Raw genomic sequence first — 25,447 nt, forward strand, 5'->3', positions numbered from 1 at the left:
ATGGAATTCCAGCTGACTCTTTCCTCAGTGAACTCATTAGTGTCCGAGGAAGAACTTCGCATCGGGCAATTCTTCTTCGAATCCGGAAAAGTCCAGGATGTTGAACGCCATCGTGAACGGGGGAACGCCCGAGTCACTGCGCTGGTTCGCAACAGCGAGGTCATGGTCGGGTTTCGGATCGGCAACGAGGGCATAGAATTCCACTCTTTCTGCACCGAACATCCATCTGAGTACTCCTGCCCGGAAGTCGCAGCACTGCTGCTGGAGATAGTCAGCGACGCCGAAGACCCGCTCTACGTCTCGGATCAGGCAGCCGACCCTTATGGCTGGCAACGCAATGCGGTTCCCCAATGGGAACGAAACCTGAATCGGTTGTTGCCCGTCGTTGAAGTAGAAACCGACATTGTCGAAGAGCCGCTGGGCCTGATTTTGAAGGTCGTCACAGAGCCACGGTACGGAGGAGAAGATGTCCTCACTCTCCAAGCGAGGCCGGCAAAGCAAGGAACCAAGAGCCCGTGGGTGCAGACCGGCATTAGCTGGAAATCGGTCGCCTTTGACGAGCACTTTTCCAGGGCGCAACGCCGCGCAGTCGTGGAATTGAACCGCCTGCGGGAACATGCCGAAAAGGTGAAGTACGGTCATTTCTGGGAAACCACAGACTGGATTTCCTTGATGGAACTTCCTGGCAAGGATCTCTTGGCCGCTTTCAAGGATCTCAAGGATGCAGGCGTTGCCATTATTAATGGCGGTTCTGCGTCCAAGCCGCCGGTGAACTTCAGTGAAAAACTGGCCCATGCATACGTGGATTTCCGTCAAGGGGAAAACGGCCTGACCGTCGAAGGCGTGCTTCATGGTCCTGAACCTGAACACACGCACCTGTTGCCCGTAGGAAATCCCCCTGCTTTTGTGGCTTTTTCCTCCCAGCCGTTGGCCAAATCCAAGACCTGGGGCCTGGCAGAATTTGCTGATCCGGTATCAGCAGAGCTCGCCACGTTTATTGCCTCCGGTGTCCAGTTCATTCCGTCTTCTGAAGTAGGCCGGTTTGAGCAAACCCATCTGGACAGGGTGCGCCAGCTGGCGCCATTGAAGAGCGCGGATGTTTCCTACGCCATCCCCGACCCTCCACGACCAGTGCTGCGACTGCGCGTTTCAAGCACTGCCGACAGCGTCAGCCTGCATTATTCATGGAAGTACGCAGCCAAGGCCCAACGCCAGCGAAGTGTTGAAAAGGAAATCATCGCTTCGATCAATGACAAATTGGGCGACGACTCTGCCTTGGGACAGGTGAAATCGAACGGGATCTACGAAGATCGAGAGCTGACGATGGATGAGTCCATCGACTTCTTGGTCTACACCTTGCCGTTACTGGAAGAACATCCCGATATCTTGATTGAAGCCCAGAACCAGCTTCCCAAGTATCGGATTATCGACTCTCCTGCGACGGTAGCCATCGATGCTGGTGAAAGCACTGGAGACTGGTTTGATCTGACAGTCGAGGTCACCATCGATGACATCAAGGTGCCATTTGCGCTACTGCTAGCTGCGCTCACGCTGCACTTGGATTATCTGGTTCTTGAGGACCTGACCGTCATTCCCATCGGCGGAGAAGACTTCGCCCAGCTGCGTCAGCTGATCGACGAGGCCGGTGAATTAGGCAAGGTCGAAGGCAATACAATTCGGGTACACAAACTGAGCATCGACTGGTGGAAGGAACTGCTGGATCTGGGCATTATCGAAGCCCAGCATAACCAGTGGCTGCAGAACATGAATGAGCTCACCAGCGGCGAAGAGCTTAATCCCGTGGAACTGCCCGAGAGTTTCAAGGCCAACTTGCGCCCTTACCAGGAACAGGGGCTCGCGTGGCTTAACTTCCTGCGAACCCACTCGCTGGGAGGGGTTCTGGCAGATGACATGGGCCTGGGTAAAACCGTCCAATTGCTGGCGTGCCTCGAACAGGCACGCATCGAGAACCCGGGCCAAAAATTCCTGGTTCTGGCACCTACCTCGGTCGTAGGCAACTGGATCAATGAAGCACACCGGTTCACTCCCAATCTGAAGACGCGGGGGATTACCTCTACCGCCAAGAAGGCAGGGCAAACAGTCGCAGACCAGTTGGGCGATGCCCAGTTGATCGTGACCAGCTATGCGATCTTCCGGCTCTCCTATGAAGAGTTCGAAGCGGCAGGGTTCTCGGTCATGATCATGGATGAAGCCCAACAGCTGAAGAACCATGCCTCCAAGGGATATAAGCAGGCCCGGCAACTGCCTGTCCCCTGCAAATTTGTGGTCACAGGCACTCCGATGGAGAACAACCTGCTGGAGCTGTGGGCCCTGGTTTCGCTGGCAGCCCCTGGGCTGTTGGGCGCTCAGAACGCTTTCAAGGACAACTACCAAAAGCAGATATCCGACGGGGACAAGGAACGGCTTGAACGGCTCAAGAGCCGGCTGCGCCCCTTTGTCCTTCGGCGCACCAAGGAACAGGTTGTTCCCGAACTTCCTGCCAAGACGGAGCAAATCTTGGAGGTGGAACTGGAACCAAACCACCGCAAAGCCTACGACCGGCGTTTCCAGCGCGTGCGCCAAGAGGTGCTCGGCTTGGTTGACGACGTCGATTCGAACCGGTTCAAAATCCTCCAGTCGCTCACTTTGCTGCGTCAGCTGGCCCTGGACCCGTCACTGGTCGGAGAAGGGGACGGAGCGAGCGCGAAGCTCGAATTGCTGCGTGAAATGATTGGCGATGCCGTGGCAGAAGGACACAAGATCTTGATCTTCAGCCAGTTCACCAGCTTCCTTACCAAAGCGAAGGAGATAGCCGAAGAGCTGGGCATTGCTCATGGCTACCTGGACGGTTCGACAAGTGCCGCCAAGCGCAAGGAATTGATTGAGGGGTTCACAGATGGCCAGTTCCCGGTCTTCTTCATCTCGCTGAAGTCAGGCGGTTTTGGCATCAACCTCACGGCGGCGGACTACTGCATCTTGTTGGACCCTTGGTGGAATCCGGCTGCCGAGGCCCAGGCTATTGACCGCGCGCATCGCATCGGCCAGGAGAAGCCGGTCTATGTTTATCGCCTCGTCGCTAAGGACACCATCGAATCCAAGGTTCTGGCACTTCAAGCGAAGAAGACGCAGCTCTTTAATGATGTCCTTGGCGACGAAGCCCAAGCAGGGCAGCAGGCAGCCCTGAATGCAGATGACTTCTTGGCCCTGATGAGCTAACTGCCTTGCCGTCTAGGCAAGTTCGCCGAAGCTGATGTTCAATCGGTGCAGCAATTCACCGAAGTTCTGCAGCTCGCCCGGTTCCCATTCGGTGAGCTGCCGACGCAGTTCTTGACGCAAGGTGTTGCCGCTAGCCAGCCATTTCTCATGGGCCAGCGGGGTCGCGGAGACCAGCTGCGCCCGGCCATCGGAAGGGTCCTGGGTTCGGGTGACCAGTCCAAGGGCTTCCAGATGCTGAACCAAACGGGAAATGGTCGCCTTATCCAGGCGGAGTTTTTCTGCTAGGACGCCCTGCTGTTGGGCGTCATCACGGATGACCAGTGCCAATACCCGGTAGCCTGGTGCCTGCAGGTCCGGGTGTACGGCCTTCGCACGGCGAATGAGCATATCCCGGGCGTGCAGAAGTATGGCGGTGAACTCTTCTTCAACCGTTTGCAACAGCTTTTCATCTTGCATGGCTACTATTCTACGGAGCATCATCGACACGGACGCGTCTTGGTTGCTTCATTGCGACCTGCCGTTGACTTGGCGCGGCCCTAAAGCTGGTTGCTCAAGCTCCGGCCGTCGGCAAAAGCAGTGATGTTCTGAGCGATTTCACCCACCCTGGAACCGAAGGTATCCAGTGTATGTCCTGAGTTGTGCGGTGTGGCGATGACATTTGGCAGCTGGGCAAATCTGCGGACTGCTTCAGGCGCTACCACGCCGGAAGGCGCGTCCCACCAGACATCAAGCGCGGCGCCACCAATTGATTGATTGACCAGCGCTTCGAACAGCGCGTCCTGGTCGACTACCGGACCGCGCGACACGTTGACCAGCAGCGCGCCCGGGCGCATCTGGCGCAGCTGGCTTGCGCCGATCAGCCCGGTGGTTTCGGCCGTAAGAGGCACGCCGAGCACGACGACATCGCTGGCCGAGAGGAGCTCTGGCAACGCATCCATGGTCTTGGCCCATTCCAGCCCGGCAGGCAGTGCTCCACCGGGAGACCGGCGCACCGCGACGCTCCGCGCCCCCAGGGCGTTGCACAGTGCCAGCGCCTGTTCGCCGATACCGCCAAGGCCCACGAATCCGAAGGTCAGTCCCGAAAAAGTTGGATTCATTGGTGTCTGGGGAGCTGTCGCTACCGTACGCCAGATTCCAGCCTGCAGTTCCCGACTGGTCTCCAGCAGCCGGCGTTGGTGGACCATCGAGACCATCACTACATGTTCCGCGATGGAACGCTCATGATGGCCAGTGCGGGAAACGATAGTTCCGGCAGGCAAATGGGCTACCGCAACCCGGTCGGCACCGATACCGGTAATGTGCACATATCGCGCACCGCAACCCCGCGCCTGCTCAGGAGTGAGCCGCGCGCACACGAGCACATCGCAGGATGCCAGCAGGACTTGCTGCCGTTCCGGTGAAAGTGCAGAGGCGAAATGCCAGTCGTGCTGCCCGGCTTGCTCCACGAAATCGTCGGCGAGCCGCTCCAAAATCGGATCGGTCACCACCACCTGCAGCCGAGCTACCAACGAGGCACCTGGAGCTCGTACTCCGGATTGATGGACTGCATGTAGCTGGTGTCATCTCGCTTGGTCAAACCCGCGTCGAGATACTGCTGGTGCATGCGTGCCAGGGCTGCTTCATCCAGCTCCACGCCCAGCCCCGGTGCGGTGGGGACCTTCACCTTGCCCTCGGCGATGGACAAGACACCGGGGACGATCACGTCATCTTCCGGCTTCTTCCATGGCCAGTGGGTATCGCAGGCATAGTCAATATTCTTGGTGGCGCTGGCCAGCTGGATCATCGCGGCGAAACTGATGCCCAGGTGCGAGTTCGAGTGCATGGACAGGCGCAAGTCGAAGGTCTGGGCAATGCCAGCCAACAGGCGCGAACGGTTCAGCCCGCCCCAGAAATGGTGATCCGAAAGAACAACATCCACTGCCTCGGCCTTGATCGCTGGGGGCAAGTCGTTGAAGGCGACAACGCACATGTTGGTCGCCAGCGGCAGATTCACCTGCTTGCGCACTTGGGCATTGTCCTCGATGGACAGGCAGGGGTCTTCCAGATATTCCAGGACCGGTTCCAGGCGCTGGCCGATGCGCACCGCAGTCTCGACGTTCCACACGCCATTGGGATCGATGCGCAGGAGGATGTCCGGGAATGCCTCGCGCAATGCTTCGATGGCAGCTGCCTCCTCATCGGGAGGGAAGACTCCGCCTTTGAGCTTCAGGGCTTTGAATCCGTATTGGTCGACCATCTTGCGAGCCTGCGCCACGATGCCGCTCGGGTCCAGCGCGGCGCCCCATTGATCGTCAGCGTAGCCAGGATGCCCGGCCCACTTGTAAAACAGGTAGCCGCTGAATTCCACCTCATCGCGGACCGCTCCGCCAAGCAGGGTGCTGACGGGAACACCGAGCACTTTGCCCTGGATGTCCAATGCGGCGACATCGAAAGCTGAAAGCACACGGTCTTCGAGCGACGTCGTGGTGACCATGCCACCAGTGCCGTGTCCGCCTTGGCCGCTGTCGTCGGCAAGCGATTCTGCAACGCGTTCGGCGATCTTGTTGATGTTGAATGCGTCCGTGCCGACCAGGAACTCGCCGGCTCGTTTCAGCCGAGCGACGTGCGTTTCATCCCCGTAGGTTTCGCCCAACCCGTAATGTCCAGCGTCCGTGCGAACCACGACGATGGCTCGCAGCGCATACGGCTCGTGCACCCCGACCGAATTAAGCAGTGGAGGATCGGCGAAAGCTACCGGGGTAACCTCTACCGACGTGATGAGTGCACGGGGAGTGGACATGAAAAAAGCTCCAATTCTAGATTGCGTTCTGAATCACAGTATGATGAAAGTTCGATACCTGTCCAAGCTAAAAAGTGCAAGATTCAATTCAAAAGGCGCATTGATGTTTTCTCTGGTGCAATTGGAATCCTTCATCGCGGTAGCCGAAGAGCTGCATTTCGGCGCAGCCGCTGAACGACTGAACATGACGCAGCCACCGCTGAGCCGGCAAATCCAGCTGCTTGAGCGTGAACTGCAAGCCAAATTATTCACCCGCACATCACGCACAGTGCAGCTGACTACCGCGGGAAAAGTGCTGCTGCCGAATGCCCGGCGCATCGTCGACATGAGCCGCAAGACAAGCATGGAAGTATCACGGGTGGCCACTGGGGACTTCGGAACCGTAGTCGTGGGCTACACAGCAGTCGCTGGGCAATCCGTCCTTCCAGAGTTCTTGGCTACTGCGGCCCGAGAACTGCCCGGGGTCTCCTTGGTGCTGCGCGAGGCCGTCTCCGTAGAGCAGCTGGATGGGCTGAGCAAGGGCACGCTGGACCTGGGACTGCTGCGACCGTTCACCAACCGCGCCGGCGTGGAAACGACCCTGGTGAAAAAAGACCGGTTGGTAGTCGCATTGCCCAAGGATCATTACCTGGTCACCGGCAAAGGGGTGCTGATCAAGGAACTGGAGGGCCTGCCGTTGATGATGTATTCAACATCGGAGGGGCGCTATTTCCACGAACTTGTGTTGAGACTCTTCGACTCGGTGGGAGCCAAGCCGACCATCACGCAAATCGCCAGCCAGATACCGGCGCTCATATCCCTGGTAGCGGTGGGGCTGGGGGTTTCACTTGTTCCTGCTGGATCGATGCAGTATTCACCGGATTCTGTAGCCTTTGAAGAATTGGTGGGACCTTCGGGACTTCAAGAAATGAATCAATCTGACATTGTTCTGGCCATGGAAGAGACCAACGCCAACCCCGCGGCTCGACGCCTGAAGGAAATTTACCTGGAGTCGATTCAGACCGTCGAAGGTCCGGCCATCAAGGGCAATCGAGGCTAAGCGCATGTTCGCCGTGAACCAGCTGGAAATCTTGTTGCGGTTGCGGAGGAACGGCACTTTGGAGATGCCGCAGTTCGGCTTGTCGATGAGCCAAGCAAATGTTGCCAGCTGACCGGATATGCCCGTGGTGCTGGATAGATGCCAACCAGCGCCCAAAATGGATGTTTAGCCGCCTAAGGATCAGGTGCTCCACATGCGGTAGGCCCCGCGGGAAACATATTGGCTTCACCGACTCGTGCGCTTGAAATCAGGCACATCGCAGTTGCTAATCCCAGTTGCACAGAGAATGAGGGGCTGTGTTTTTGGCTCGGTCTTGCTTGGAGCGAATGGCCTCGGCGCGCCTTTGGTCTCGCCCGAATCAGGAGAGGTCGATGGCCACTAGCCGAGGTGCAGCAGCAGTGCCGCGAATCCAAGCATTGCCGGGATCCCCAGCACTGTAGTCAACAGAACCGTATCCTTGGCGATGGTGATGCCAGACTCGTACCGGTCTGCATTAACAAAGATATTTTGTGCAGTGGGCAGCGCGGCCATGATGACGGCGATGTATTGTCCGGTGGAGTCAAGCCGGAATACCCAGGCGGCCAGCGCCCAGGCCAGCAGCGGATGCAACACCAGTTTGCTGAAGGTGGCAACCCATACCTCGGTCCTGCGCTGGGAGCTGCGCTGCAGCGGGCGGGACCCGACCAGGGACAAGCCGAAACCGAGCAGCATGGCCGGGATCGAAGCGCCAGCCAAGAGCTCAATCGGGGTCATGATGATCTGCGGTGGTTGCCACTGGTAGATCGAGCAGAGCAGGCCCAGAACCGAAGCGAGGATCATCGGATTGCTGATCGTGCGCCAAAGAACTCCGGTGAACTTCGTTCCGCCCTTGGCAGTGGCTTTTTCCATGAGCGACAGCGAGAGCGGGGTCATCACCGACATCTGGAAGAGCGCAATCGGAGCCGCCAGGGAAATGTCTCCCAGCGCATAGATGGCAATGGGAAGGCCCAGGTTGCCTGCATTGACCGTCGAGGCTGCCATCGCGCCAATGGTTCGTTCTCCAGGGGTGCGCTTGAATGCCAGCCGGGAGAAAATCCCGTAAGCCAGAAAAACAACCATGGCCGAAATCCCGGCAATAAACAGCTGCGGCCCCAGCGCCTGTTGGGGCTTGGCTGCGGAAATGGTGGTGAATAGCAGTGTCGGGGAAGCGATAAAAAACGTCAGCCGGTTCAGGATATAGCGTCCGTTGTCCCCGAAGAGATTCTTTTTCCCCGACCAGTAGCCGACACCGATAATGACCCAGATACCGAAGAATCCTTCGATGACGCCGTACATTATTCTCCTAGTGGTTGGAGGGCAACGCTTGAGCCAGCAGCCGTGAACTGGGCCAATGATCGCATGGCTATATATATGCTCACTCTTCTACGTCAGCAAGAACGTGGCTAGTAAAACCACCGGAAGGGTGAGCAGCGTGCTGGACAGGATTACTTCTCGTGGAACTACCGGGTTGAGCCGGAACTGCTGGGAAAAAAGCAGCACATTCTGAGCTGTCGGAAGGGCAGCCATGATAACTACACCTAGCAGATCCGTGCCTTGCAATCCGAACACCAGTTTAGCAAGCACGAACGCGACGACCGGCATGAACAGCACCTTGAGCCCTGCGCCAAGTAGAACTTCGCCGCGCAAGGCTTTATCCGCCAAGGGCTTCTGCCCGTACAGCGACATGCCGAATGCCATGAGCAGCAACGGGATGGAAGAGTCGCCGAGCATTTGCACGGGGGAGTGCAGCACCTCGGGCAATTTGAAGCTGAACCATGAGAAGAGCGCACCGATGAAGGTGGCAATGGTGACCGGATTGGCCACGGATTTGAGAATAGTGCGCCCCAGCGGGGTTGAATCGTTCGCGCCGTCGTGGCGCGATACCAGGGCGAACAGGCACATGTACAGGGGCGCAATGATCAGCAGCTGGGCTGCCAGCACCGATACCACCGGGGTGGTGCTTCCCACGGCGTACAAGGCCAGCGGCACGCCAATGTTCCCAGCATTAACGTAGCTGGTGGCCATGGCTCCGGCCGGAATGCGCTGCAGCGGTGTTTTGAAAAATACTTTGGCCAGCAGCGCAAACACGCCGCCGGTCACCACCGCGGTGATCAAGGCGATCGGGGTGAATACCCCAACGACCGCGTGCAGATCGGTGCCCGAAAGAAGGATGAACATCAGCGCGGGGTTGGTGATGTAGTAGATCAGCGGAGTTAAGCCCTTGGCGATGGCTTCGCGGTGCCGCGGCATATACCGTGCCGTGAAGAAGCCGATGCCAATCAGGATGATCACTACCGCAAAGCCCTGTAAGACTCCCTGCATCAGGCCTCCAAGCCGCAAACGCCCGACCGTGTTTCCGCACTGCGCTGCGGCACACCGAGGGGGACGGCCGATGCCATCGTCCGATTCAGGCATCCACCGCCCCCTGGGCAATGTGTGTTTTGTACTTGCTCTATTGCGCTAGCGCACCAGGGCAGGGCTCTTGGAATCAAAAGTCCAACCAGGAATCAGGTATTGCATGGAGACCGCGTCATCACGCGAACCCAAGCCATGTTCCTTGTACAGCTCGTGCGCCTCGTTGACCCGGTCCATGTTCAGCGTGACGCCCAGGCCGGCGGCTTCTGGAACCTTTACTTCACCGTCCACGATCTGTGGCGCGTTCTGCGTCAGATCCTGGCCGTCCTGCCAAATCCAGTGGGTATCCAAGGCGGTGATCTCGCCCGGAGCGGCGGCGCCTACCTGGGTGAACATGGCCAGCGAAATATCGAAGTGGTTGTTGGAGTGCGAACCCCAAGTCAAGCCGAACTCGTTGCACAGCTGGGCCACGCGCACCGAGCCGGACATGGTCCAGAAGTGCGGGTCTGCCAGCGGGATATCGACAGCGTTGGTGCGCACCGCGTGAGCCATTTCGCGCCAGTCGGTGGCGATCATGTTGGTTGCGGTCTGCAGCCCGGTGGCCCGGCGGAATTCGCTCATGACCTCGCGGCCGGAGAAACGCCCTTCGGGGCCACATGGATCCTCTGCGTAGGCGACAATGCCCTTCATGCGCTTGCCCAAGCGGATTGCGTCCTCAAGCAGCCAGCCGCCATTGGGGTCCAGGGTGATCCGGGCTTCGGGGAAGCGCTGCTTCAAGGCGGTGACCGCATCAACTTCCAGGTCGCCCGCTTGCACTCCGCCCTTGAGCTTGAAGTCCTTGAACCCGTAGCGGGCCTGTGCGGCTTCGGCCAGGCGAACCACGCCTTCAGGGGTCATGGCTTCTTCGCGGCGCACGCGTTCCCAGTCATCTGCACCCTGCGGTTCGCGCAGGTAAGGCAGGTCCGTGATATCCGGGTTGCCGACGTAGAAGAGGTAACCGAGCATCGGTACCGCCTCGCGCTGCTGGCCATCGCCTAGCAACTCGGCCACCGGCACGCCCAGGAATTGCCCGTGCAGGTCTAGGAGCGCGGATTCCAGGGCGGTGACGGCGTGCACTGTGGTGCGCAGATCAAAAGTCTGCGCGCCTCGACCGCCCGCATCGCGGTCAGCGAAACGGGAGGACACCTTGCGCAGCAGCGAACGGTAGGTCGCTACCGGAGCGCCGGAAATCAGCGCCCCTGCTTCTTCAATGGTTGAACGAATTGCTTCGCCGCCAGGCACCTCGCCGAGGCCGGTACGGCCGTCGGAATCGGTGACGATGGCGATGTTGCGGGTAAAGAACGGCCCATGGGCGCCGGAAAGGTTCAGCAGCATGGAGTCATGGCCGGCAACTGGGATGACCTTGACCGAAACAATGGTTGGGTTACTCATGCGCTTACTCTCCTGCGACGGTCATGGTGCCGTCGACCAGACGGTTCAGGTTCCACTCATTGGCCTGCGCGATTGGCTTGGGCAGCAGGGCCTCGGGGAAATTCTGGTAGGCGACCGGACGCAGGAAGCGCTCGATGGCCAGGGACCCGACCGAGGTGGTCTGCGGAGCGGAGGTTGCCGGGAACGGGCCGCCGTGGACCATCGCGTGGCCCACCTCGACACCCGTTGGCCAGCCGTTGAGCAGGATGCGTCCAACCTTCAGCTCCAGGGTCGGGATGATTCCCGCGGCCTGCGCGTAGTCGGCTTCGGTCAGCTGCAACGTAGCGGTCAACTGGCCTTCCAGCTTGGATAGCGCCGAGTCGAGTTCTTCCACCGACTCGTAGCGGATCACCAGCGAAGCGGCGCCGAAGATCTCGTCTTGCAGCACCGGGTTCTCGTTGAGCTGCTGGACACCGGAAGCGAAGACCCGTGGCGCAGGAGCGTTTTCGGTGGAGCCTTCGGTGCCCTGGCCAACCAGTTCAACACCTTCCTGGGCGCCAAGTGCCTCGACACCTGCGACCCACGAGGTGTAGATGCCCGCGGTCAACATGGTCTGCCCGCTGTGCGATGGCGCATTGCCGGAAATGGCTGCCACAAAGGCGTCGCCTGCCCCGCCAGCCGGAACAAAGACCAGTCCCGGTGCGGTGCACAGCTGGCCGGAGGAACCAGTCAGCGATCCCAGGTAGGCCTTGGCCTGCGCCTCGGGATCTGCCAGGGCGCCTTCAAAGAAGATCACCGGGTTGATCGAGGACATCTCGGCGTAGACCGGGATCGGCTCTGGGCGCTTGGCCGCGGTTTCCATCAGTGCCACGCCGCCGGAGCGCGATCCGGTGAAGCCTACGGCCTTGATCACCGGGTCGGAAACCAGTGCCTGGCCGATTGACGCGCCTGGGCCGTAGACCAGGGAGAAGACTCCTGGGTGCAGGTCGAATTCCTCGATGGCCTTGGTGATGGCCGAACCGACAATTTCACTGGTGCCCGGGTGGGCGTTGTGGGCCTTGAAAACTACTGGGCAGCCGGCCGCCAGTGCCGAGGCGGTATCGCCGCCGGCGGTGGAGAAAGCCAGCGGGAAGTTCGAGGCGCCGAAGACCGCAACCGGTCCCATCGGCACCTTGCGCTGGCGGATATCCACGCGCGGCAGCGGGCTGCGCTCTGGCAGGGCTGGATCGATGCGGGCGCCGTGGAAGTCGCCAGTGCGGACCACGCTTGCGAACAGGCGCAGCTGTCCGGCGGTGCGGGCGGTTTCGCCGTTGAGGCGGGCCTCGGGAAGGCCGGTTTCGGCCATGGCGCGGGCTACCAGCTCCTCGCGCACAGCTTCGATATTTGCTGCAATGGCGTCGAGGAAATCGGCGTGCTTGGCCGGTACCAGGGCGCGGAACGAGGTGAAAGCCTCCGCGGCAGCGGCCGTGGCGATTTTCAGCTGGGCTTCGTCAATCAGGCTATAGGCAGGTTCCAACGGCTGGTTGGTTGCTGGGTTGTAGCCGTGAACTTCGCGTCCGTTGCCCGCAGTGCGCACGCCTGCGAGGATGGACTGGCCGGTCAGGTTCTGGGTGATGCTAGTCAAAGGAGCTCCCTGGTCAACAGATGAAAAGATTTGTCGTGGACTGCGCAGTTACAGGCTGGCGCCGGCAGGAACGATGCCTGCCGTCTTGATGAGGGTGGACAGATCCGCCAGGTCCTGCTCGGACATGTCCTGCAATGGGGTGCGCACCGAACCGCAGTCGCGGCCGATGGCCTTCATGCCGCCCTTGACGATGGACACACCGTAGCCCTTCACGCGGTCGCGGATATCCAGGTATGGAAGGACGAAGCGGTTGAGCTTCTCGTTCACTGCCACGCGGTCCAGGTTGCGCACGTCCTTGTAGAAGTCCAGCGCGAACTCTGGAACGAAGTTGTACATGGCCGAAGAGTAGGTGCTCATGCCCAGCTGCAGCAGCGGCAGGGCGAAGGTTTCCGCGGTGGGCAGGCCGCCCAGGTAGAACAGGCGGTCGCCGTTCTTGGCGTACATCCTGGTGTTGTGCTCGATGTCGCCGATGGCGTCCTTGAAGCCGATGAAGTTCTCGTGGTTCTCGGCCAGGCGCGCCACGGTGTCCGGCGAGTAGATGGCGTTGGCGCGGTTGTAGACGATGATGCCGACCTTGGTGGACTTGGCGATGGCCGAAACGTGCTGGTACAGGCCCTCCTGGTCATTTTCGGTCAGGTATGGAGGCAGGAGCAGCAGGCCCTCTGCGCCTACTTCCTCGGCGTTCTGCGCCTGCTCGATGGCCTGGCGGGTCGAGCCGCCGGCCGAAGCCAGCACAGGAACGCGGTCGCCGGCTTCCTCGACGGCCATGCGCACGACGTTCTTGGATTCCTCGGTGGTCAGCGAGAAGCCCTCGCCGGTGCCGCCGGCTGCAAAGAGGCCGGCGACGTTGAAGCTCGACTGCCAGTCCAGGTGCTTGCGGTAAGCGGCCTCGTCGACCTGCAGGTCTGCATCAAACGCGGTCACTGGGAAAGAAAGCAGTCCGTCCTTGAGCTTGTTGGCAAGTTCAGCTGGGGTGTACTTAGTCATGGCGAGTCCTTTGCTTGATCCGCAGGTCCAAAGACGGGTAGCGCGGAGGAGTATGTGATCGGAAGCGAATTCCTGTTGACTCAAGACTAGGAAAAGGATTTATGCCTGTCCAAGGCCTAATTTGTATTGATTGATACCTTCACGGCATAAGAGGTGCCGCATCTGGCTAATGCATAGGTGACCTGCGCAAAATCGGCGAGATTTCTAGTTCAGTGGATCGGAGTTGATGATCTGCAGCATGCGCGCCAGGGCTGGGTTGCGCGATTCGCGATTCCAGATGGCATGCAGCTCCACGGGATGCTCCGTCGGGCTGATCAGCCGCAGGTAGGACACGCCCTGGACGCCGAGCACCTTGGCGCTTTCGGGCACAAAGGCAATGCCGCGCCCTGCGGCAACCAGCGAGATCATGGTCAGGATCTGGCTGACGGTATGGCGCACGTTCTTGTGCTCGATCTCGATCTGGCGGACCACCAGGTCGTAGAAGTAGCGGGCCTTGGTGGGCGAGTGCATGATCAGCGGCTCATCGGCCAGGTCCTCTGCGGTCAGGTCCCGCTGCAGCCGGGCCAGCCGGTGGCTGGAAGGCACCGCGACAAACAGCCCCTCGGAGAGCAGCAGGGTGGAACCGAAGAGCTTTTCGTCGAACGGCGGACGGGCCAGGCCCAGGTCCAGGTCGCCATCGAGCAAGGCGGTGACCTGTTCGCTGGTGACCAGTTCGGTCAACTCCAGATGCACGTTAGGCATCTTGACCGCGATTTCTTCCAGCAATGAGCCGAGCATCGAGAAGCCGGTGGCAGCGGTGAAGCCGATGCGCAGGGCGCCAAGCTGGCCGCTGGCAATGCGCCGGGCGCTCTCCGGTGCCCGCTCGGCGGCAATGACCAGCCGCCGGGCCTCGGAAAGGAAGGCTTCGCCAGCGGCGGTGAGGGCGACGCGGCGATTGTCGCGCTCAAGCAGTTCAACGCCGACGATCCGTTCGAGCTTCTGGATCTGGCGGCTCAACGGGGGTTGGGTTATCTGCAGGCGCTCGGCGGCCCGGCCGAAATGCAGCTCTTCGGCGACAGCGACAAAGCTGCGAGCCTGATCTAGGGTAAACAAGTTTTACCTTCCGGGTATCATGCCATGCGGATAGGGTCTTGGACATGTATCGTAACTCGTTTCTACTCTTGTCTAGTACTCGTGTCAGTGAGGTGGTTCACACACCCCCATGACATGAACTACACCGCACTCGATTACCCAGGAGACATTCTCATGAAGACTCGCACTTTCCGCCGGACGCTGTTGTCCGTATCGGCAGCTGCCGTGGCCCTGTCCCTCACCGCCTGCGGCGGCAATGTTGGCGGCAGCTCCAGCGAAGGCGAATTCCCCAACGGACCGGTGACCTTTAATGTCGGTGCCGCCCCAGGCGGATCCACCGACCTCATTGCCCGCGCGCTGGCCGACGGAATGGCCGATGAGCTCGGCGTCGCAGTTCCGGCCGTGAACAAGCCCGGTGCCAATGGAGGCCTGGTCACCAAGGAAGTTGCCGAGATGACTCCGGACGGCCAGAACCTGGTCATGCTGAACGCCTCGCTGTTTACGATTACTCCACTGGCGGTTTCGGACGATGAAGCCATGAGCATTGACGATGTTGACGTGCTCGCCGGCCTCTCCCAGGACGATTACGTCATGATCGCCAGCAAGAAGTCCGGCATCAAATCCTTCGAGGACGTTGCCAAGAGCGAGAAGAAGCTGTCATTCGGCACCACCGGCGTAGGCACCGGCTCGCAGCTGGCACAGGAAGTCATCCTGGCCCAGGCCGATGCCGAGGGCACCACCGTTCCATTCGACTCGGGCTCGCCGGCCCTGACCGCGGTGATGGGCGACCAGGTCCAGATTTCCACCGTGCAGCTGGGCGAGGCCAAGCCGCAGATTGATGCCGGCACCGTGGTGCCGCTGGTGGTCTTCTCGACCGAGCGCAATGACTTCCTCCCGGACGTGCCAACCGCCACTGAACTCGGTTACGACGTTCCTGTCTCCCAGTTCCGCGCAGTCGGCGTGCCAAAGGGCCTGGATGATTCGGTCAAGGAGAAGCTGACCAGCGCCATCGAGGCTGCAACCCAGACCGACGCCTACAAGGAGTTCAACAAGAACAACTTGCTGACCCCGCATGAGATCTCGGGCGAGGAAGTCGTGTCCGAGTGGACCGAGCTGGCCGCGAAGTACAAGAAGCTGACCGAGGACGAGGGCATCTCCCTGGTGTCGGGCCAGTAGTCTCCGCACTGTTTCACGAGCACGCGCGAGAACAATTTAAGGTAAACACCCATGCAAAAGCACAAAGAAGCGCCTGAAGCGCCGGAGCCGGAAGCCGACACCGAGCTCGATGCCGCGACGCCGGAGGAACTGGCTGAACTCTGGGATGCCGAAGCGCCTCCCAAGTCAGGGCCAATCGCAAATGCGGCCTCGAGCCTGGTCGTTCTGGCCTTGGCCGTGGCAGGAGTCATCCTGTCCATCGGCTTGGATCTGGGAACTCCTCAGACACCAAAAGCCGGCATGTGGCCGTTCATCGTCAGCATCATTATTGGCGTCATGGCCTTGGTGCAGCTCCTGGTGGGGCGCAGGGGCGGCGAAGACGGCGAAAAATTCAGCAGCTACAGCTGGTTCCCGCTGATCGGATTCGCCACGCTGATTCTGCTGGTGATCCTCATGCCAGTCATTGGCTTCGAAGTGCCAGCGCTGCTATTGAGCTTCGTATGGATGAGGTGGCTGGGCGGCGAACGCTGGCGCTCAGCCACGCTCTACTCGCTGATTGTCGTAGTGATTTTCTACCTCATCTTCATTGTCGCCTTGGGCACCAGCATTCCGCACTTGATCTAGCGACGGAAGAATAAGGACAAACTATGGACTTCTTTGGACCAGTCCTGGACGGTTTTGGAACCGTTCTGGATCCCACCAACCTTCTCTATTGCCTGGTCGGTGTTGTCATCGGCATGCTGGTCGGCGTGCTTCCGGGCTTGGGCCCAGCGGCAACAATCGCCATTCTGCTCCCGCTGACCTATGGCATTGAACCGGTCACGGCCATCATCATGCTGGCCGGCATTTTCTACGGTGCCCAGTACGGTGGCACCATTACCTCGGTGCTGCTGCGGCTGCCGGGGGAGGCCAGCTCGGTAGTAACGGTCTTCGACGGCTATGTCATGGCCAAGCAGGGGCGCGCCGGGACTGCCCTGGGCATTGCAGCTATCGGCTCATTTGCCGGTGCGACGGTCTCCATCATCGGCCTGACCTTCTTGGCTCCGCTGGTGGCCAGCTTCGCGCTGGACTTCGGCCCGCCGGAATATGCGGCGCTGGCGCTGCTGGGCATCTTGCTGGTGGCCACGATCTCCGGATCCTCCAAGAACAAGGCCATCATTGCCGCCGCGGTGGGCCTGCTTCTTGCCACGGTCGGACGCGACATCTTCACCGGAGCCGAGCGCTTTACCTTCGGCAACCTGTCGCTGGCCGACGGCATTGACTTCGCGCCGCTGGCCATGGGCTTGTTCGGCATTGGCGAGATCCTCTACAACCTTGAAGACCGCCACCGTGCGGCCAGTGCGCCGGTCAAGGTCAAGCGCGTCTGGCCTTCGGGCAAGGACATCAAGCAGGCTGCCCCGGCGATGGGCCGCGGGTCGGTTCTCGGCTTCCTCCTGGGCATCCTTCCCGGCGGCGGTGCCACGATTTCGTCGCTGGTGTCCTACGCCGTGGAGAAGAAGACCGCCAAGGATCCATCCCGCTTCGGCCGTGGCGCCATTGAGGGCGTTGCCGGTCCGGAAACGGCTAACAACGCCGCGGCAACCAGCTCGTTCATCCCGCTGCTGACCTTGGGCATCCCCGCCAACGGAACCATGGCGATCATCTTCGGTGCACTGCTGATTCAAGGAATCACCCCGGGTCCGCAGCTGATCGGCGAAGATCCCGAACTGTTCTGGGGCGTTGTGAACTCCATGTACATCGGCAACATCCTCTTGCTCCTGATGTCCATCCCGCTGGTCGGTGTTTTCATCCGCATCCTGCGCATCCGAGCTGCGATTCTTGCCCCGATTACTGCGCTGATCACGATGCTGGGTGCCTACACCATCCGCAACTCGATCTTCGATGTGCTTATGGTCGTCGTCTTCGGAGCATTGGGCTACCTGATGAAGAAGTTCGGCTTTGAACCGGGCCCGCTGGTGCTGGCCTTCGTGCTGGGCAGCCTGCTGGAATCGAATCTGCGCCGCTCGCTGCTGGTGCTGGAAGGTGATCTGGGCGGCTTCCTGACTCGACCGATTTCGGCCACGCTGCTCGTGGTATTCGTTTTCGTTGCGCTCTGGCCGATCGCCAAGGGCGCCATCGTCAAGAACAAGAAGAAGCCGCTGGCGGCACAGATAGCGACCGAAAAGGAAAAAGTATGAGCATCATCGTCGGATACGTTCCCACCCCGGTAGGCAAGGCCGCCCTGGCCGCCGCCATCGCCGAGGCCAAGCTTCGCAATGAGGAGCTGCTGATCGTCAACTCCTCGCGTGAAGGCGCATTGGTGGACAAGAACACCGCGTCCATGGACGACTGGAACGAAGTGGATGCCGCGGTCGCCGCCGCCGGCATCGAAAGCCAGATCATCGAGTCCACGTACCGCGATGATCTGACCGAGGAGTTCCTGCGCATCGCCTCCGAGCAGGATGTCTCGCTGATCGTGATCGGACTGCGCCACCGCACCCAGGTGGGCAAGTTCATCATGGGCTCGCACGCCCAGCGCATCCTGCTGCAGGCAGATCGTCCTGTGCTGGCAGTGAAGGCCTCTGCCTAGCCCTAGGCGCAGCTGAAAGGCCCGTTGCTGGGCACCAGAAACGGTGCCCAACAACGGGCCTTTGCCATGCCCAAAAGGAATGGTGCTGGCCTCCACGGTTCATCGAGCATCGGGGGAGCGGTCGGGCCATGGAGCTGTGGACCGGTGCACAACGGCGCACCAGGGGTGAACTATCTCACACTGGTTGCATGAAGCCGGTCATCCGCAGGGAAGCGCCAGGGGCGAATACGGCGTAAAACAACAGATAGTTCCGGGGATTGTGACCTGGAACCACTTTGCCGTGCGCGCGGGTCATGCTGGATGGGTATTACTGCATGCCTGTGCGGTCTTGGACGAGGCACTTGTGGCATGGATAACGTGATTGCTGGCACAAATCCGCAAGCGGTGTCTCGTGGGTCAACAAGACCGAGATAAGTGCCCGATTGCCAATTCAGGCACCACAAATTTTGCAAGAAGATCGGAGCGCCTACATATGCCTATGGTCATTGTTGGGCTGTCAGTCGTCGTACTGCTTGTCCTCATGATGAAGTTCAAGCTCAACGGGTTCATCTCCCTGCTGGTTGTATCAGCGCTGGTGGCCTTCTGGGCAGTTGCCACTGGCAACTTTTCCGTCGACGGGGAGAGTGCCGGACTGGCTCAGATCCCGGAAGTCATCAAGGACGGCATTGGCGGCCAGCTTGGCGGAACTGCTGTAGTGGTCGGCCTTGGCGCCATGATCGGCCGCGTCATGGGCGACGCCGGTGCCGCCCAGCGCATCGCCAACAAGATCCTGGGCGTCTTTGGCGCCAAGGGCGTGCAGTGGGCCATGATCGTCGCATCGATGCTGATCGGCGTGACCATGTTCTACGAGGTCGCCTTCGTGATCCTGGTTCCGGTGGCCTTCACCCTGGTGCGCGCCACCAAGGTGAACCTGCTGTGGGTGGGCCTGCCGATGTCCATCTCTTTGTCCACCATGCACTCGTTCCTGCCTCCTCACCCGGGTCCGACGGCTGTCGCCGGGCTGTATGACGCCTCGGTGGGCATGACCCTGGCCTACGGGCTGATGATTGCCGTTCCAGCTGGCGCCTTGATGGCAATGCTCTGGCCGCGCCTGCCATTCGTGCGCAAGCTTGACCCCAAAATTCCCGGCGGCCTGTTGTCCGACAAGGAATTCGAGGAAAAGGACCTGCCTTCGGGCTTCATGTCCTTCTTCGTGGCGCTGCTGCCTGTCATTCTGATCGCAGGTTCCGAGCTCATCCTCATGGCCATCGGCGAGGGCGACGACGCCTGGCATCACGTCTTGAAGATGTTCGGCTCTCCCGAGATCTCCCTGCTGATCGCGCTGATCGTTGCCACCATCGCCTTCGGGCCGGCGCAGGGCCGCACCATGGCGCAGGTGGGAAAGTCCATGAGCGAAGGCGCTCGTGCGATGGCCATGATCATTCTGGTAATCGGTGCCGGTGGCGCTTTCAAGCAGGTGCTGGTTTCCGCAGGCATTGCCGACTACATCGCCCATCACGCCAACAACTGGGATCTGAACCCGATCATCCTTGCCTGGCTGATCGCAGCCATCCTGCGCATCGCGCTGGGCTCGGCGACTGTTGCGGTATCCACCGCGGCAGGCATCGCGGCCCCGATTGTTGCAGCAACCGGTGCCTCGCCTGAGCTCATGGTGCTGGCTACAGCCTGTGGCTCCCTGGCCTTCAGCCACGTGAATGACCCGGGCTTCTGGATGTTCAAGGAATACTTCAGCCTGAACGTCGGCCAGGCCATCGCGGTGCGCACCACGTACACCACGGTACTGGCGGTTCTCGGCCTGCTCGGCGTGCTGTTGCTGAGCACATTCATCGGCTAGTCTCCAGCAGCCATGACAAAGACCCCAGGGCAGATGCCCTGGGGTCTTTGTCATGCATTCCTGAAGCGGATCCCTGTCGGTCGAACAATTGAAAGAGGGAGAGAGAGTCTAAGAGCCGCATCCCAAGCAGGGAAGGCAGCATCGAGTGCCAATTGGCCACCGCCCGCCGGAGCATCAAAGGCCATGCTGATGGCCTCATGTTCACCGCGGCACGGCGGGGACTGGTTGCGCTCCAGTGGAGGGGCGGCCGTGATCGGGCGCCGACCTGTTGCACCAGCAGTTCATATCAGTGATATGAAAAGTTCATTGCGTTGATACGAAAGCGGTGTTATCGTTGTTATGTGGAAACGAGAACAGTGATAATCAATAGTGCTGAACGGCTTCTGGCTGAATCGGCCACGGGCGACATCTCCACCCGGGCAGTCTGCGAAGCCGCCGGGGTAACCCAGCCGGTCCTGTATCGGCACTTCGGCGACAAGGACGGGCTGCTGGCGGCGGTGGCCGACCACGTATGGGAAAACTACCTGTCCGCCAAGCGCTCCACCAAGAACTCCGATGATGCACTGGAAGACCTGCGCCGCGGCTGGGATAACCACACGGCCTTCGCTCTGGAAAATCCCCATGCCTACCGGCTCGTATTCGGCACCGCGCTTGCGGCCCGGCCGGCAGCCATGGGGGAGGCCATGAAGCTCCTGGTTGGCATCACTTCCAGGCTCGCCGCAGAGGGCAGGCTGCTGCTGGGGCCGGAACAGGCGGCGCGGGTGATCATGGCGGCCAACAGCGGGCTGGCCCTCGGACTGATCCTGCGCGGCGACGCAGACCAGGATCCGAAGCAGGCCAGCTACCAGTCCAGGGAGGCCACCTTGCGCGGCATCCTCTCCGGGGCTGAAGCCTCCGCAAGCCCGGCAGCCCAGGCCGCCACCACGCTGCGGGCGCAACTGGCAGAGTCATCCGACTTCACGCCCGCAGAAGCCTATCTGCTCAATGAATGGCTTGACCGCTTCCAAGCCGGCAACAAGACCAAGTAAAGGACGTATTGCAATGAACTCCAAAGAAAACACTCCCCGCGTCGCACTGGTTACCGGTGGCTCCGGCGGCATCGGCAAGGCGGTAGTCGACAAGCTCGCCACCGAGGGCTTTGCGGTGGCCGTGCACTACGCGGGGAACCAGGCCAAGGCCGACGCGCTCGTCCAGGGCATCACCGCAGCCGGTGGCCGCGCTCTGGCAGTAGGCGGCGACGTTGCCGATGAAACCGCCATGAGCGCCTTGTTCGACCAGGTCGAGGCAGCCTTCGGAGGCATTGATGTCGTGGTGAATACTGCCGGCATCATGCGGTTGGGCCCCATTGCCGACTTCAACCTCGATGACTTCGACAAGATCATGCGCACCAATGTCCGCGGTACCTTCGTCGTCTCCCAGCAGGCAGCACGCCGGGTGCGCGAAGGCGGTGCCATCATCAATTTCTCCACTTCCGTGACCCGCACCCAGTTCCCGAACTATGGCGCCTATGTAGCCAGCAAGTCCGCAGTCGAAGGGTTGAGCATGATCCTGGCCCGCGAGCTGCGCGGGAAGAACATCACCGTGAACGCCGTAGCGCCCGGTCCAACCGCCACCGCGCTGTTCCTCGACGGCAAGAGCGAAGAAGTAATCGCCGGCCTGTCCAAAGCCGTTCCGCTCGAGCGCTTGGGCGACCCGGAAGACATTGCTGAATCCGTGGCCTTCCTCGCCGGCCCGGCCCGCTGGGTCAATGGCCAAACCATCTTCACCAATGGCGGACTGGCCTAGCAGGCAGCCACACGAAAGGGGGCAAACGCTCATGAGCGAACCCAAAGTCATTGTCATCACCGGGGCTTCCTCCGGATTTGGCAACCTCACGGCCCGTCGCCTGGCTCGCGCAGGCCACACGGTCTATGCGGGCATGCGAGCCATTACCGGGCGCAACGCCGACAAGGCCGCGCAGCTCGACCAGCTGGCGGCCTCCGAAGGCCTCAGCATCCAGGGCATCGAAATGGATGTCCAGGACCAAACCTCCATCGATGCCGCGGTTGCGGACATCCATGGGCAGCGCCAGCGCATCGATGTACTGATCCACAATGCCGGGCATATGGTGCTGGGGCCGGCCGAGGCGTTCACCCCGGAACAGATTGCAGCCCAGTACGACGTGAACGTGGTCTCCACCCAGCGCGTCAACCGCGCCGTACTGCCCATCATGCGTGCACAGCGCAGCGGCCTGGTGATCTGGATCGGTTCAAGCTCCACCCGAGGCGGGCACCCGCCATTCCTCGCCCCGTACTTCGCGGCGAAGGCCGGCATGGACGCGCTCGCCGAAAGCTACGCAGCGGAACTGGCCAAGTTCGGCGTGGAAACCAGCATTGTCGTGCCCGGAGCCTACACCTCGGGTACGAACCACTTTGCCCACTCTGGTGCTCCCGATGATCACGCGCGTGCAAGCGAATACGACGAGCTGTATGGGCAGCTGCGTGAAAACATGGCTGGAAGCCTCGCCGCCATCTTCCCCGAAGGCCATGAGGCCGGGGAAGTGGCAGACGAGATCGCCAGCGTGATTGGCCTGCCGGATGGGCAGCGCCCCTTCCGTGTGCATGTCGATCCAAGCAAGGACGGCAGCGAAGTGGTGTCGGCGGTTTATGACCGCATCCGCGCCGAGTTCTATCGACGGATCGGCTTCGAGGAGCTGCTGGGCGAAAACAGCTCGCTCTAGCGCCATCGCGCTGCGGCCTGTCCTCTGGGATCTGGAAGGCAGGCCGCGGCAATTCATATTTTCAGGCATGTATTACTTCGGAAAGGCAATGGCCATGGACAAGCTTCCAGCACCAATCCAGCAATTCATCGATTCCACCAATGCAGCTGATAGCACCAAGTTTGCTGATGCTTTTGCTGAAGACGCCGTACTCGATGACTGGGGCAGCAAGTACCGAGGAAAGGTGGCAATTCGTTCCTGGGACAGCACCGATAACATCGGGGTGCAGAGCAAATTCGAGCTCGTGGACTTTTTTGAAGAGCAAGCCAACGTCTTCAACGTGACGCTGTCAGTCAGCGGAAATGGGCACAACGGCACCGGTCCGATGCGATTCATCGTGGACGATGGCCTGATCCGAAAGCTTGAAATCCTGCCTGATTAGAACTTCGCCAAGGGGCAAAAATCCAGCTGGCTGGCACCGAAAGGTGCCAGCCAGCTTTTTAATTGCCCGGAACCTGTTGCCTTGCTGGCGACATCACCGGCCGCTGGCCTCAGGCGCTTTCCGCTTCTGGCGCCTTTCCGGCCATCCCGGGCGGTTGCTGTCTGGTTCCTGCGCGCAGCCGTTGAAGATTCTTTTGACTTTTCCCTGAAAATTACTTGTTAGAGCAATGAACAACTTGTACTATAAGTTATGAATCAAGTGCATCGACGCACAGCACATTCCTTGAAGGGCTACTTCCATGAACTACACTCCTGACGCGATTCGCCACGTCAAGTTCTCCACCGCACGTCTTCCGCTGGCTACTCCGATCTCCGACGCCAAGGTCTTCACCGGACGCCAGAAGCCAATGACCGAAGTTGCCTTCCTGTTTGCTGAAATCACCACCGAGCAGGGCCATGAAGGCCTGGGCTTCTCCTACTCGAAGCGCGGCGGCGGGCCCGCCCAGTTCGCCCACGTCAAGGAAATTGGCGAGACCATCATTGGCGAGGACCCCAATGACATCGCCAAGCTCTACACCAAGCTGCTCTGGGCCGGCGCCTCGGTGGGCCGCTCGGGTGTCGCCACCCAGGCCCTGGCCGCTATCGACAACGCCCTCTACGACCTGAAGTCCAAGCGTGCAGGCCTGCCGCTGGCCAAATTCCTCGGCGCCCACCGCGACTCGGTGCGCACCTACAACACTTCCGGCGGCTTCCTGAATGCCTCCATCGAAGAGGTCAAGGACCGCGCCACCCAGTCCATCGAAGAAGGCATCGGCGGCATCAAGATCAAGGTCGGCCTGCCGGACTCCAAGGAAGACCTGCGCCGTGTCGCCGCCGTGCGCGAGCACATTGGCCCGGATGTGCCGCTGATGGTTGACGCAAACCAGCAGTGGGACCGCGCCACCGCGCTGCGCATGGGCCGCCGCCTTGAGGAATTCGACCTGGTCTGGATCGAAGAGCCGCTGGATGCCTACGACGCCGAGGGCCACGCGCAGCTGGCCGCCGCACTGGACACTCCGATCGCCACCGGTGAAATGCTGGCCTCCGTGGCCGAGCACGAGCGGTTGATCGAAGCCCGCGCCTGCGACATCATCCAGCCTGACGCACCGCGCGTTGGTGGCATCACCCAGTTCATGCGCCTGGCCACCCTGGCTGACCAGGCCGGCCTGGACCTGGCACCGCACTTCGCCATGGAAATCCACCTGCACCTGGCCGCCACCTACCCGCGCGAGCCATGGGTTGAGCACTTCGACTGGCTGGACCCGCTGTTCAACGAGCGCCTGGAGACCCAGGGCGGCCGCATGCTGCTGCCTAACCGTCCGGGACTTGGCTTCTCCCTCAGCGACCAGGCCCGCGCCTGGACCACCGAAACCGTGGAGTTCGGCAAGGCATAAGCCCTGCCCGCATCCCCTTTTTCCCCAGGGAAGGAGCAAGCGCGGAAGCAACCTGCACCACGGATGCTTCCGCGCTTATTCTTATAGCTATGCAAAAAAGTAAGACGAACCGGACCGCGACCCTGGTCGAGTTCCTTCGCGAGCTGATCAGCACCGGACAGATCGCGCCCGGGGACAAGCTGCCCAGCGAAAATACGCTGATTGCCGAGCATGGCGTGTCGCGCACCGTGGTGCGCGAGGCCATCATGCGCCTGCAGGCCGAAGGGCTGATCCACACCCGCCGCGGTTCGGGAAGCTTTGCCCTGACCCCTCCGAGGGATGAAGCGGATGCGTCCGCCGGCAAGGTGCCCCGGACCCTGGAGGAACGCCGGCAGCTTTTGGAATTCCGCATGGGCTTTGAATCCCAGGCCGCCTCCGCCGCGGCCCGCCACCTGCCCCAGGGCGCGCTGGCCGACATGGATTTTGCGCTCGCGGCCTTCCGCGCCTCGGGCGGCAACGCCTCGCAGACCATGAGCTGCGACTACGAGTTCCACCTTGCCATTGCCCGCGCATCGTCCAACCCCTATCTTGTCCAGGCCATCGAGACTTTCGGCCCGGCCATGATCACCATGCCGCGCCAGCGTTTTGACGAGCCCGAAGGCCAGCTCACTCCGCGCCTGCGGCAGGTCGCCGAGGAGCATGAGTCCATCCGGGAGGCCATAGCCGCAGGCGACCAGCTGCTGGCTGCTTCGTGCATGCGCCTGCACTTGGCCAATTCCATCAAGCGACTCGAGCGGGAATCGGGAATCAGCCACAAGTCCTTCGGCTAGCATCCGCCG

The 25,447-nt window shown here is 60.8% G+C and carries 22 protein-coding genes; 13 read left to right on the forward strand and 9 right to left on the reverse strand.

The window, feature by feature from the left end; translation table 11 throughout:
* The first annotated feature begins 27 nt into the window (after positions 1 to 27).
* The gene (locus H6F58_RS18375; protein WP_206693402.1) at positions 28 to 3,216 is read left to right on the forward strand and encodes a DEAD/DEAH box helicase; all 3,189 of its coding nucleotides are present in this window, start codon (positions 28 to 30) and stop codon (positions 3,214 to 3,216) included.
* Positions 3,217 to 3,228: 12 nt separating this feature from the next.
* Here H6F58_RS18375 and H6F58_RS02835 read toward each other — a convergent pair whose 3' ends face one another.
* From H6F58_RS02835 to H6F58_RS02845, 3 genes are all read right to left on the reverse strand, one after another.
* Positions 3,229 to 3,672, reverse strand: coding sequence for a MarR family transcriptional regulator (locus H6F58_RS02835; protein WP_060702616.1), 444 nt, complete (start codon positions 3,670 to 3,672; stop codon positions 3,229 to 3,231).
* Positions 3,673 to 3,752: 80 nt separating this feature from the next.
* The gene (locus H6F58_RS02840) at positions 3,753 to 4,700 is read right to left on the reverse strand and encodes a 2-hydroxyacid dehydrogenase (protein WP_195181054.1); all 948 of its coding nucleotides are present in this window, start codon (positions 4,698 to 4,700) and stop codon (positions 3,753 to 3,755) included.
* A 17-nt stretch (positions 4,701 to 4,717) separates the two neighbouring features.
* Positions 4,718 to 5,995 carry an enolase C-terminal domain-like protein gene (locus H6F58_RS02845; protein ID WP_060702615.1) on the reverse strand — a complete coding sequence of 426 codons (1,278 nt, stop codon included), beginning with the start codon at positions 5,993 to 5,995 and terminating at the stop codon, positions 4,718 to 4,720.
* A gap of 103 nt (positions 5,996 to 6,098) precedes the next feature.
* Between H6F58_RS02845 and H6F58_RS02850 the strand changes: the two genes are divergently transcribed.
* The gene (locus H6F58_RS02850; protein ID WP_060702614.1) at positions 6,099 to 7,034 is read left to right on the forward strand and encodes a LysR family transcriptional regulator; all 936 of its coding nucleotides are present in this window, start codon (positions 6,099 to 6,101) and stop codon (positions 7,032 to 7,034) included.
* Between the two features lie 378 nt (positions 7,035 to 7,412).
* Here H6F58_RS02850 and H6F58_RS02855 read toward each other — a convergent pair whose 3' ends face one another.
* The 6 genes from H6F58_RS02855 to H6F58_RS02880 form a co-directional block, all read right to left on the reverse strand.
* Entirely contained in the window at positions 7,413 to 8,348 is a 936-nt protein-coding gene (locus H6F58_RS02855) for an AEC family transporter (RefSeq protein WP_060702613.1), read from the reverse strand.
* A gap of 87 nt (positions 8,349 to 8,435) precedes the next feature.
* Complete coding sequence (locus tag H6F58_RS02860; RefSeq protein WP_060702612.1) at positions 8,436 to 9,374, reverse strand: AEC family transporter; 939 nt, start codon at positions 9,372 to 9,374, stop codon at positions 8,436 to 8,438.
* Positions 9,375 to 9,512: 138 nt separating this feature from the next.
* On the reverse strand, positions 9,513 to 10,838 hold the full coding sequence (locus H6F58_RS02865; RefSeq protein WP_060702611.1) for an enolase C-terminal domain-like protein: 1,326 nt from the start codon (positions 10,836 to 10,838) through the stop codon (positions 9,513 to 9,515).
* 4 nt (positions 10,839 to 10,842) lie between these two features.
* Positions 10,843 to 12,432 carry an aldehyde dehydrogenase (NADP(+)) gene (locus H6F58_RS02870; protein WP_195181125.1) on the reverse strand — a complete coding sequence of 530 codons (1,590 nt, stop codon included), beginning with the start codon at positions 12,430 to 12,432 and terminating at the stop codon, positions 10,843 to 10,845.
* 57 nt (positions 12,433 to 12,489) lie between these two features.
* Positions 12,490 to 13,428 (reverse strand): 5-dehydro-4-deoxyglucarate dehydratase, encoded by a 939-nt coding sequence (kdgD, locus tag H6F58_RS02875; RefSeq protein WP_060702609.1) that lies wholly within the window; start codon positions 13,426 to 13,428, stop codon positions 12,490 to 12,492.
* A 204-nt stretch (positions 13,429 to 13,632) separates the two neighbouring features.
* Complete coding sequence (locus H6F58_RS02880; RefSeq protein WP_060702608.1) at positions 13,633 to 14,520, reverse strand: LysR family transcriptional regulator; 888 nt, start codon at positions 14,518 to 14,520, stop codon at positions 13,633 to 13,635.
* Positions 14,521 to 14,673: 153 nt separating this feature from the next.
* Here H6F58_RS02880 and H6F58_RS02885 point away from each other — a divergent pair, with 153 nt between their 5' ends.
* The 11 genes from H6F58_RS02885 to H6F58_RS02935 all read left to right on the forward strand — a co-directional run bounded on the left by H6F58_RS02885 (position 14,674) and on the right by H6F58_RS02935 (position 25,438).
* Positions 14,674 to 15,675, forward strand: coding sequence for a tripartite tricarboxylate transporter substrate binding protein (locus H6F58_RS02885; RefSeq protein WP_060702607.1), 1,002 nt, complete (start codon positions 14,674 to 14,676; stop codon positions 15,673 to 15,675).
* Between the two features lie 51 nt (positions 15,676 to 15,726).
* Positions 15,727 to 16,278 carry a tripartite tricarboxylate transporter TctB family protein gene (locus H6F58_RS02890; protein ID WP_195181055.1) on the forward strand — a complete coding sequence of 184 codons (552 nt, stop codon included), beginning with the start codon at positions 15,727 to 15,729 and terminating at the stop codon, positions 16,276 to 16,278.
* 23 nt (positions 16,279 to 16,301) lie between these two features.
* Positions 16,302 to 17,831 (forward strand): tripartite tricarboxylate transporter permease, encoded by a 1,530-nt coding sequence (locus tag H6F58_RS02895; protein WP_060702605.1) that lies wholly within the window; start codon positions 16,302 to 16,304, stop codon positions 17,829 to 17,831.
* Entirely contained in the window at positions 17,828 to 18,223 is a 396-nt protein-coding gene (locus tag H6F58_RS02900) for a universal stress protein (RefSeq protein ID WP_060702604.1), read from the forward strand. Before H6F58_RS02895 ends, H6F58_RS02900 begins: the two co-directional genes overlap by 4 nt.
* A 472-nt stretch (positions 18,224 to 18,695) precedes the next feature.
* Positions 18,696 to 20,057, forward strand: coding sequence for a gluconate:H+ symporter (locus tag H6F58_RS02905; RefSeq protein WP_060702603.1), 1,362 nt, complete (start codon positions 18,696 to 18,698; stop codon positions 20,055 to 20,057).
* Between the two features lie 356 nt (positions 20,058 to 20,413).
* Positions 20,414 to 21,085, forward strand: a complete 672-nt coding sequence (locus tag H6F58_RS02910; RefSeq protein WP_060702602.1) for a TetR/AcrR family transcriptional regulator — start codon at positions 20,414 to 20,416, stop codon at positions 21,083 to 21,085.
* 13 nt (positions 21,086 to 21,098) lie between these two features.
* A complete protein-coding gene (locus H6F58_RS02915; RefSeq protein ID WP_060702601.1) occupies positions 21,099 to 21,842 on the forward strand; it encodes an SDR family oxidoreductase in 744 nt (247 codons plus the stop codon).
* A 31-nt stretch (positions 21,843 to 21,873) separates the two neighbouring features.
* A complete protein-coding gene (locus H6F58_RS02920) occupies positions 21,874 to 22,776 on the forward strand; it encodes an SDR family oxidoreductase (RefSeq protein WP_195181056.1) in 903 nt (300 codons plus the stop codon).
* 67 nt (positions 22,777 to 22,843) lie between these two features.
* Entirely contained in the window at positions 22,844 to 23,197 is a 354-nt protein-coding gene (locus tag H6F58_RS02925; protein ID WP_236995198.1) for a nuclear transport factor 2 family protein, read from the forward strand.
* A gap of 298 nt (positions 23,198 to 23,495) precedes the next feature.
* Positions 23,496 to 24,629 (forward strand): mandelate racemase/muconate lactonizing enzyme family protein, encoded by a 1,134-nt coding sequence (locus H6F58_RS02930; protein ID WP_146276299.1) that lies wholly within the window; start codon positions 23,496 to 23,498, stop codon positions 24,627 to 24,629.
* A gap of 89 nt (positions 24,630 to 24,718) precedes the next feature.
* Positions 24,719 to 25,438: a FadR/GntR family transcriptional regulator gene (locus H6F58_RS02935; RefSeq protein ID WP_060702598.1), complete on the forward strand. Its 720-nt coding sequence runs from the start codon at positions 24,719 to 24,721 to the stop codon at positions 25,436 to 25,438.
* Positions 25,439 to 25,447 lie beyond the last annotated feature (9 nt).

Source organism: Glutamicibacter sp. FBE19 (assembly GCF_015524875.1).
In the GTDB taxonomy this organism is placed as follows: domain Bacteria; phylum Actinomycetota; class Actinomycetes; order Actinomycetales; family Micrococcaceae; genus Glutamicibacter; species Glutamicibacter halophytocola.

Coding starts and splice junctions, on each gene's coding strand:
- H6F58_RS02915 (WP_060702601.1), top strand. CDS start 21,099: ATGAACTCCAAAGAAAACACTCCCCGCGTCGCACTGGTTACCGGTGGC.
- H6F58_RS02850 (WP_060702614.1), top strand. CDS start 6,099: ATGTTTTCTCTGGTGCAATTGGAATCCTTCATCGCGGTAGCCGAAGAG.
- H6F58_RS02925 (WP_236995198.1), top strand. CDS start 22,844: ATGTATTACTTCGGAAAGGCAATGGCCATGGACAAGCTTCCAGCACCA.
- H6F58_RS02895 (WP_060702605.1), top strand. CDS start 16,302: ATGGACTTCTTTGGACCAGTCCTGGACGGTTTTGGAACCGTTCTGGAT.
- H6F58_RS02835 (WP_060702616.1), bottom strand. CDS start 3,672: ATGCAAGATGAAAAGCTGTTGCAAACGGTTGAAGAAGAGTTCACCGCC.
- H6F58_RS02860 (WP_060702612.1), bottom strand. CDS start 9,374: ATGCAGGGAGTCTTACAGGGCTTTGCGGTAGTGATCATCCTGATTGGC.
- H6F58_RS02935 (WP_060702598.1), top strand. CDS start 24,719: ATGCAAAAAAGTAAGACGAACCGGACCGCGACCCTGGTCGAGTTCCTT.
- H6F58_RS02855 (WP_060702613.1), bottom strand. CDS start 8,348: ATGTACGGCGTCATCGAAGGATTCTTCGGTATCTGGGTCATTATCGGT.
- H6F58_RS02920 (WP_195181056.1), top strand. CDS start 21,874: ATGAGCGAACCCAAAGTCATTGTCATCACCGGGGCTTCCTCCGGATTT.
- H6F58_RS02885 (WP_060702607.1), top strand. CDS start 14,674: ATGAAGACTCGCACTTTCCGCCGGACGCTGTTGTCCGTATCGGCAGCT.
- H6F58_RS02845 (WP_060702615.1), bottom strand. CDS start 5,995: ATGTCCACTCCCCGTGCACTCATCACGTCGGTAGAGGTTACCCCGGTA.
- H6F58_RS02890 (WP_195181055.1), top strand. CDS start 15,727: ATGCAAAAGCACAAAGAAGCGCCTGAAGCGCCGGAGCCGGAAGCCGAC.
- H6F58_RS02930 (WP_146276299.1), top strand. CDS start 23,496: ATGAACTACACTCCTGACGCGATTCGCCACGTCAAGTTCTCCACCGCA.
- H6F58_RS02865 (WP_060702611.1), bottom strand. CDS start 10,838: ATGAGTAACCCAACCATTGTTTCGGTCAAGGTCATCCCAGTTGCCGGC.
- H6F58_RS02900 (WP_060702604.1), top strand. CDS start 17,828: ATGAGCATCATCGTCGGATACGTTCCCACCCCGGTAGGCAAGGCCGCC.
- H6F58_RS02905 (WP_060702603.1), top strand. CDS start 18,696: ATGCCTATGGTCATTGTTGGGCTGTCAGTCGTCGTACTGCTTGTCCTC.
- kdgD (WP_060702609.1), bottom strand. CDS start 13,428: ATGACTAAGTACACCCCAGCTGAACTTGCCAACAAGCTCAAGGACGGA.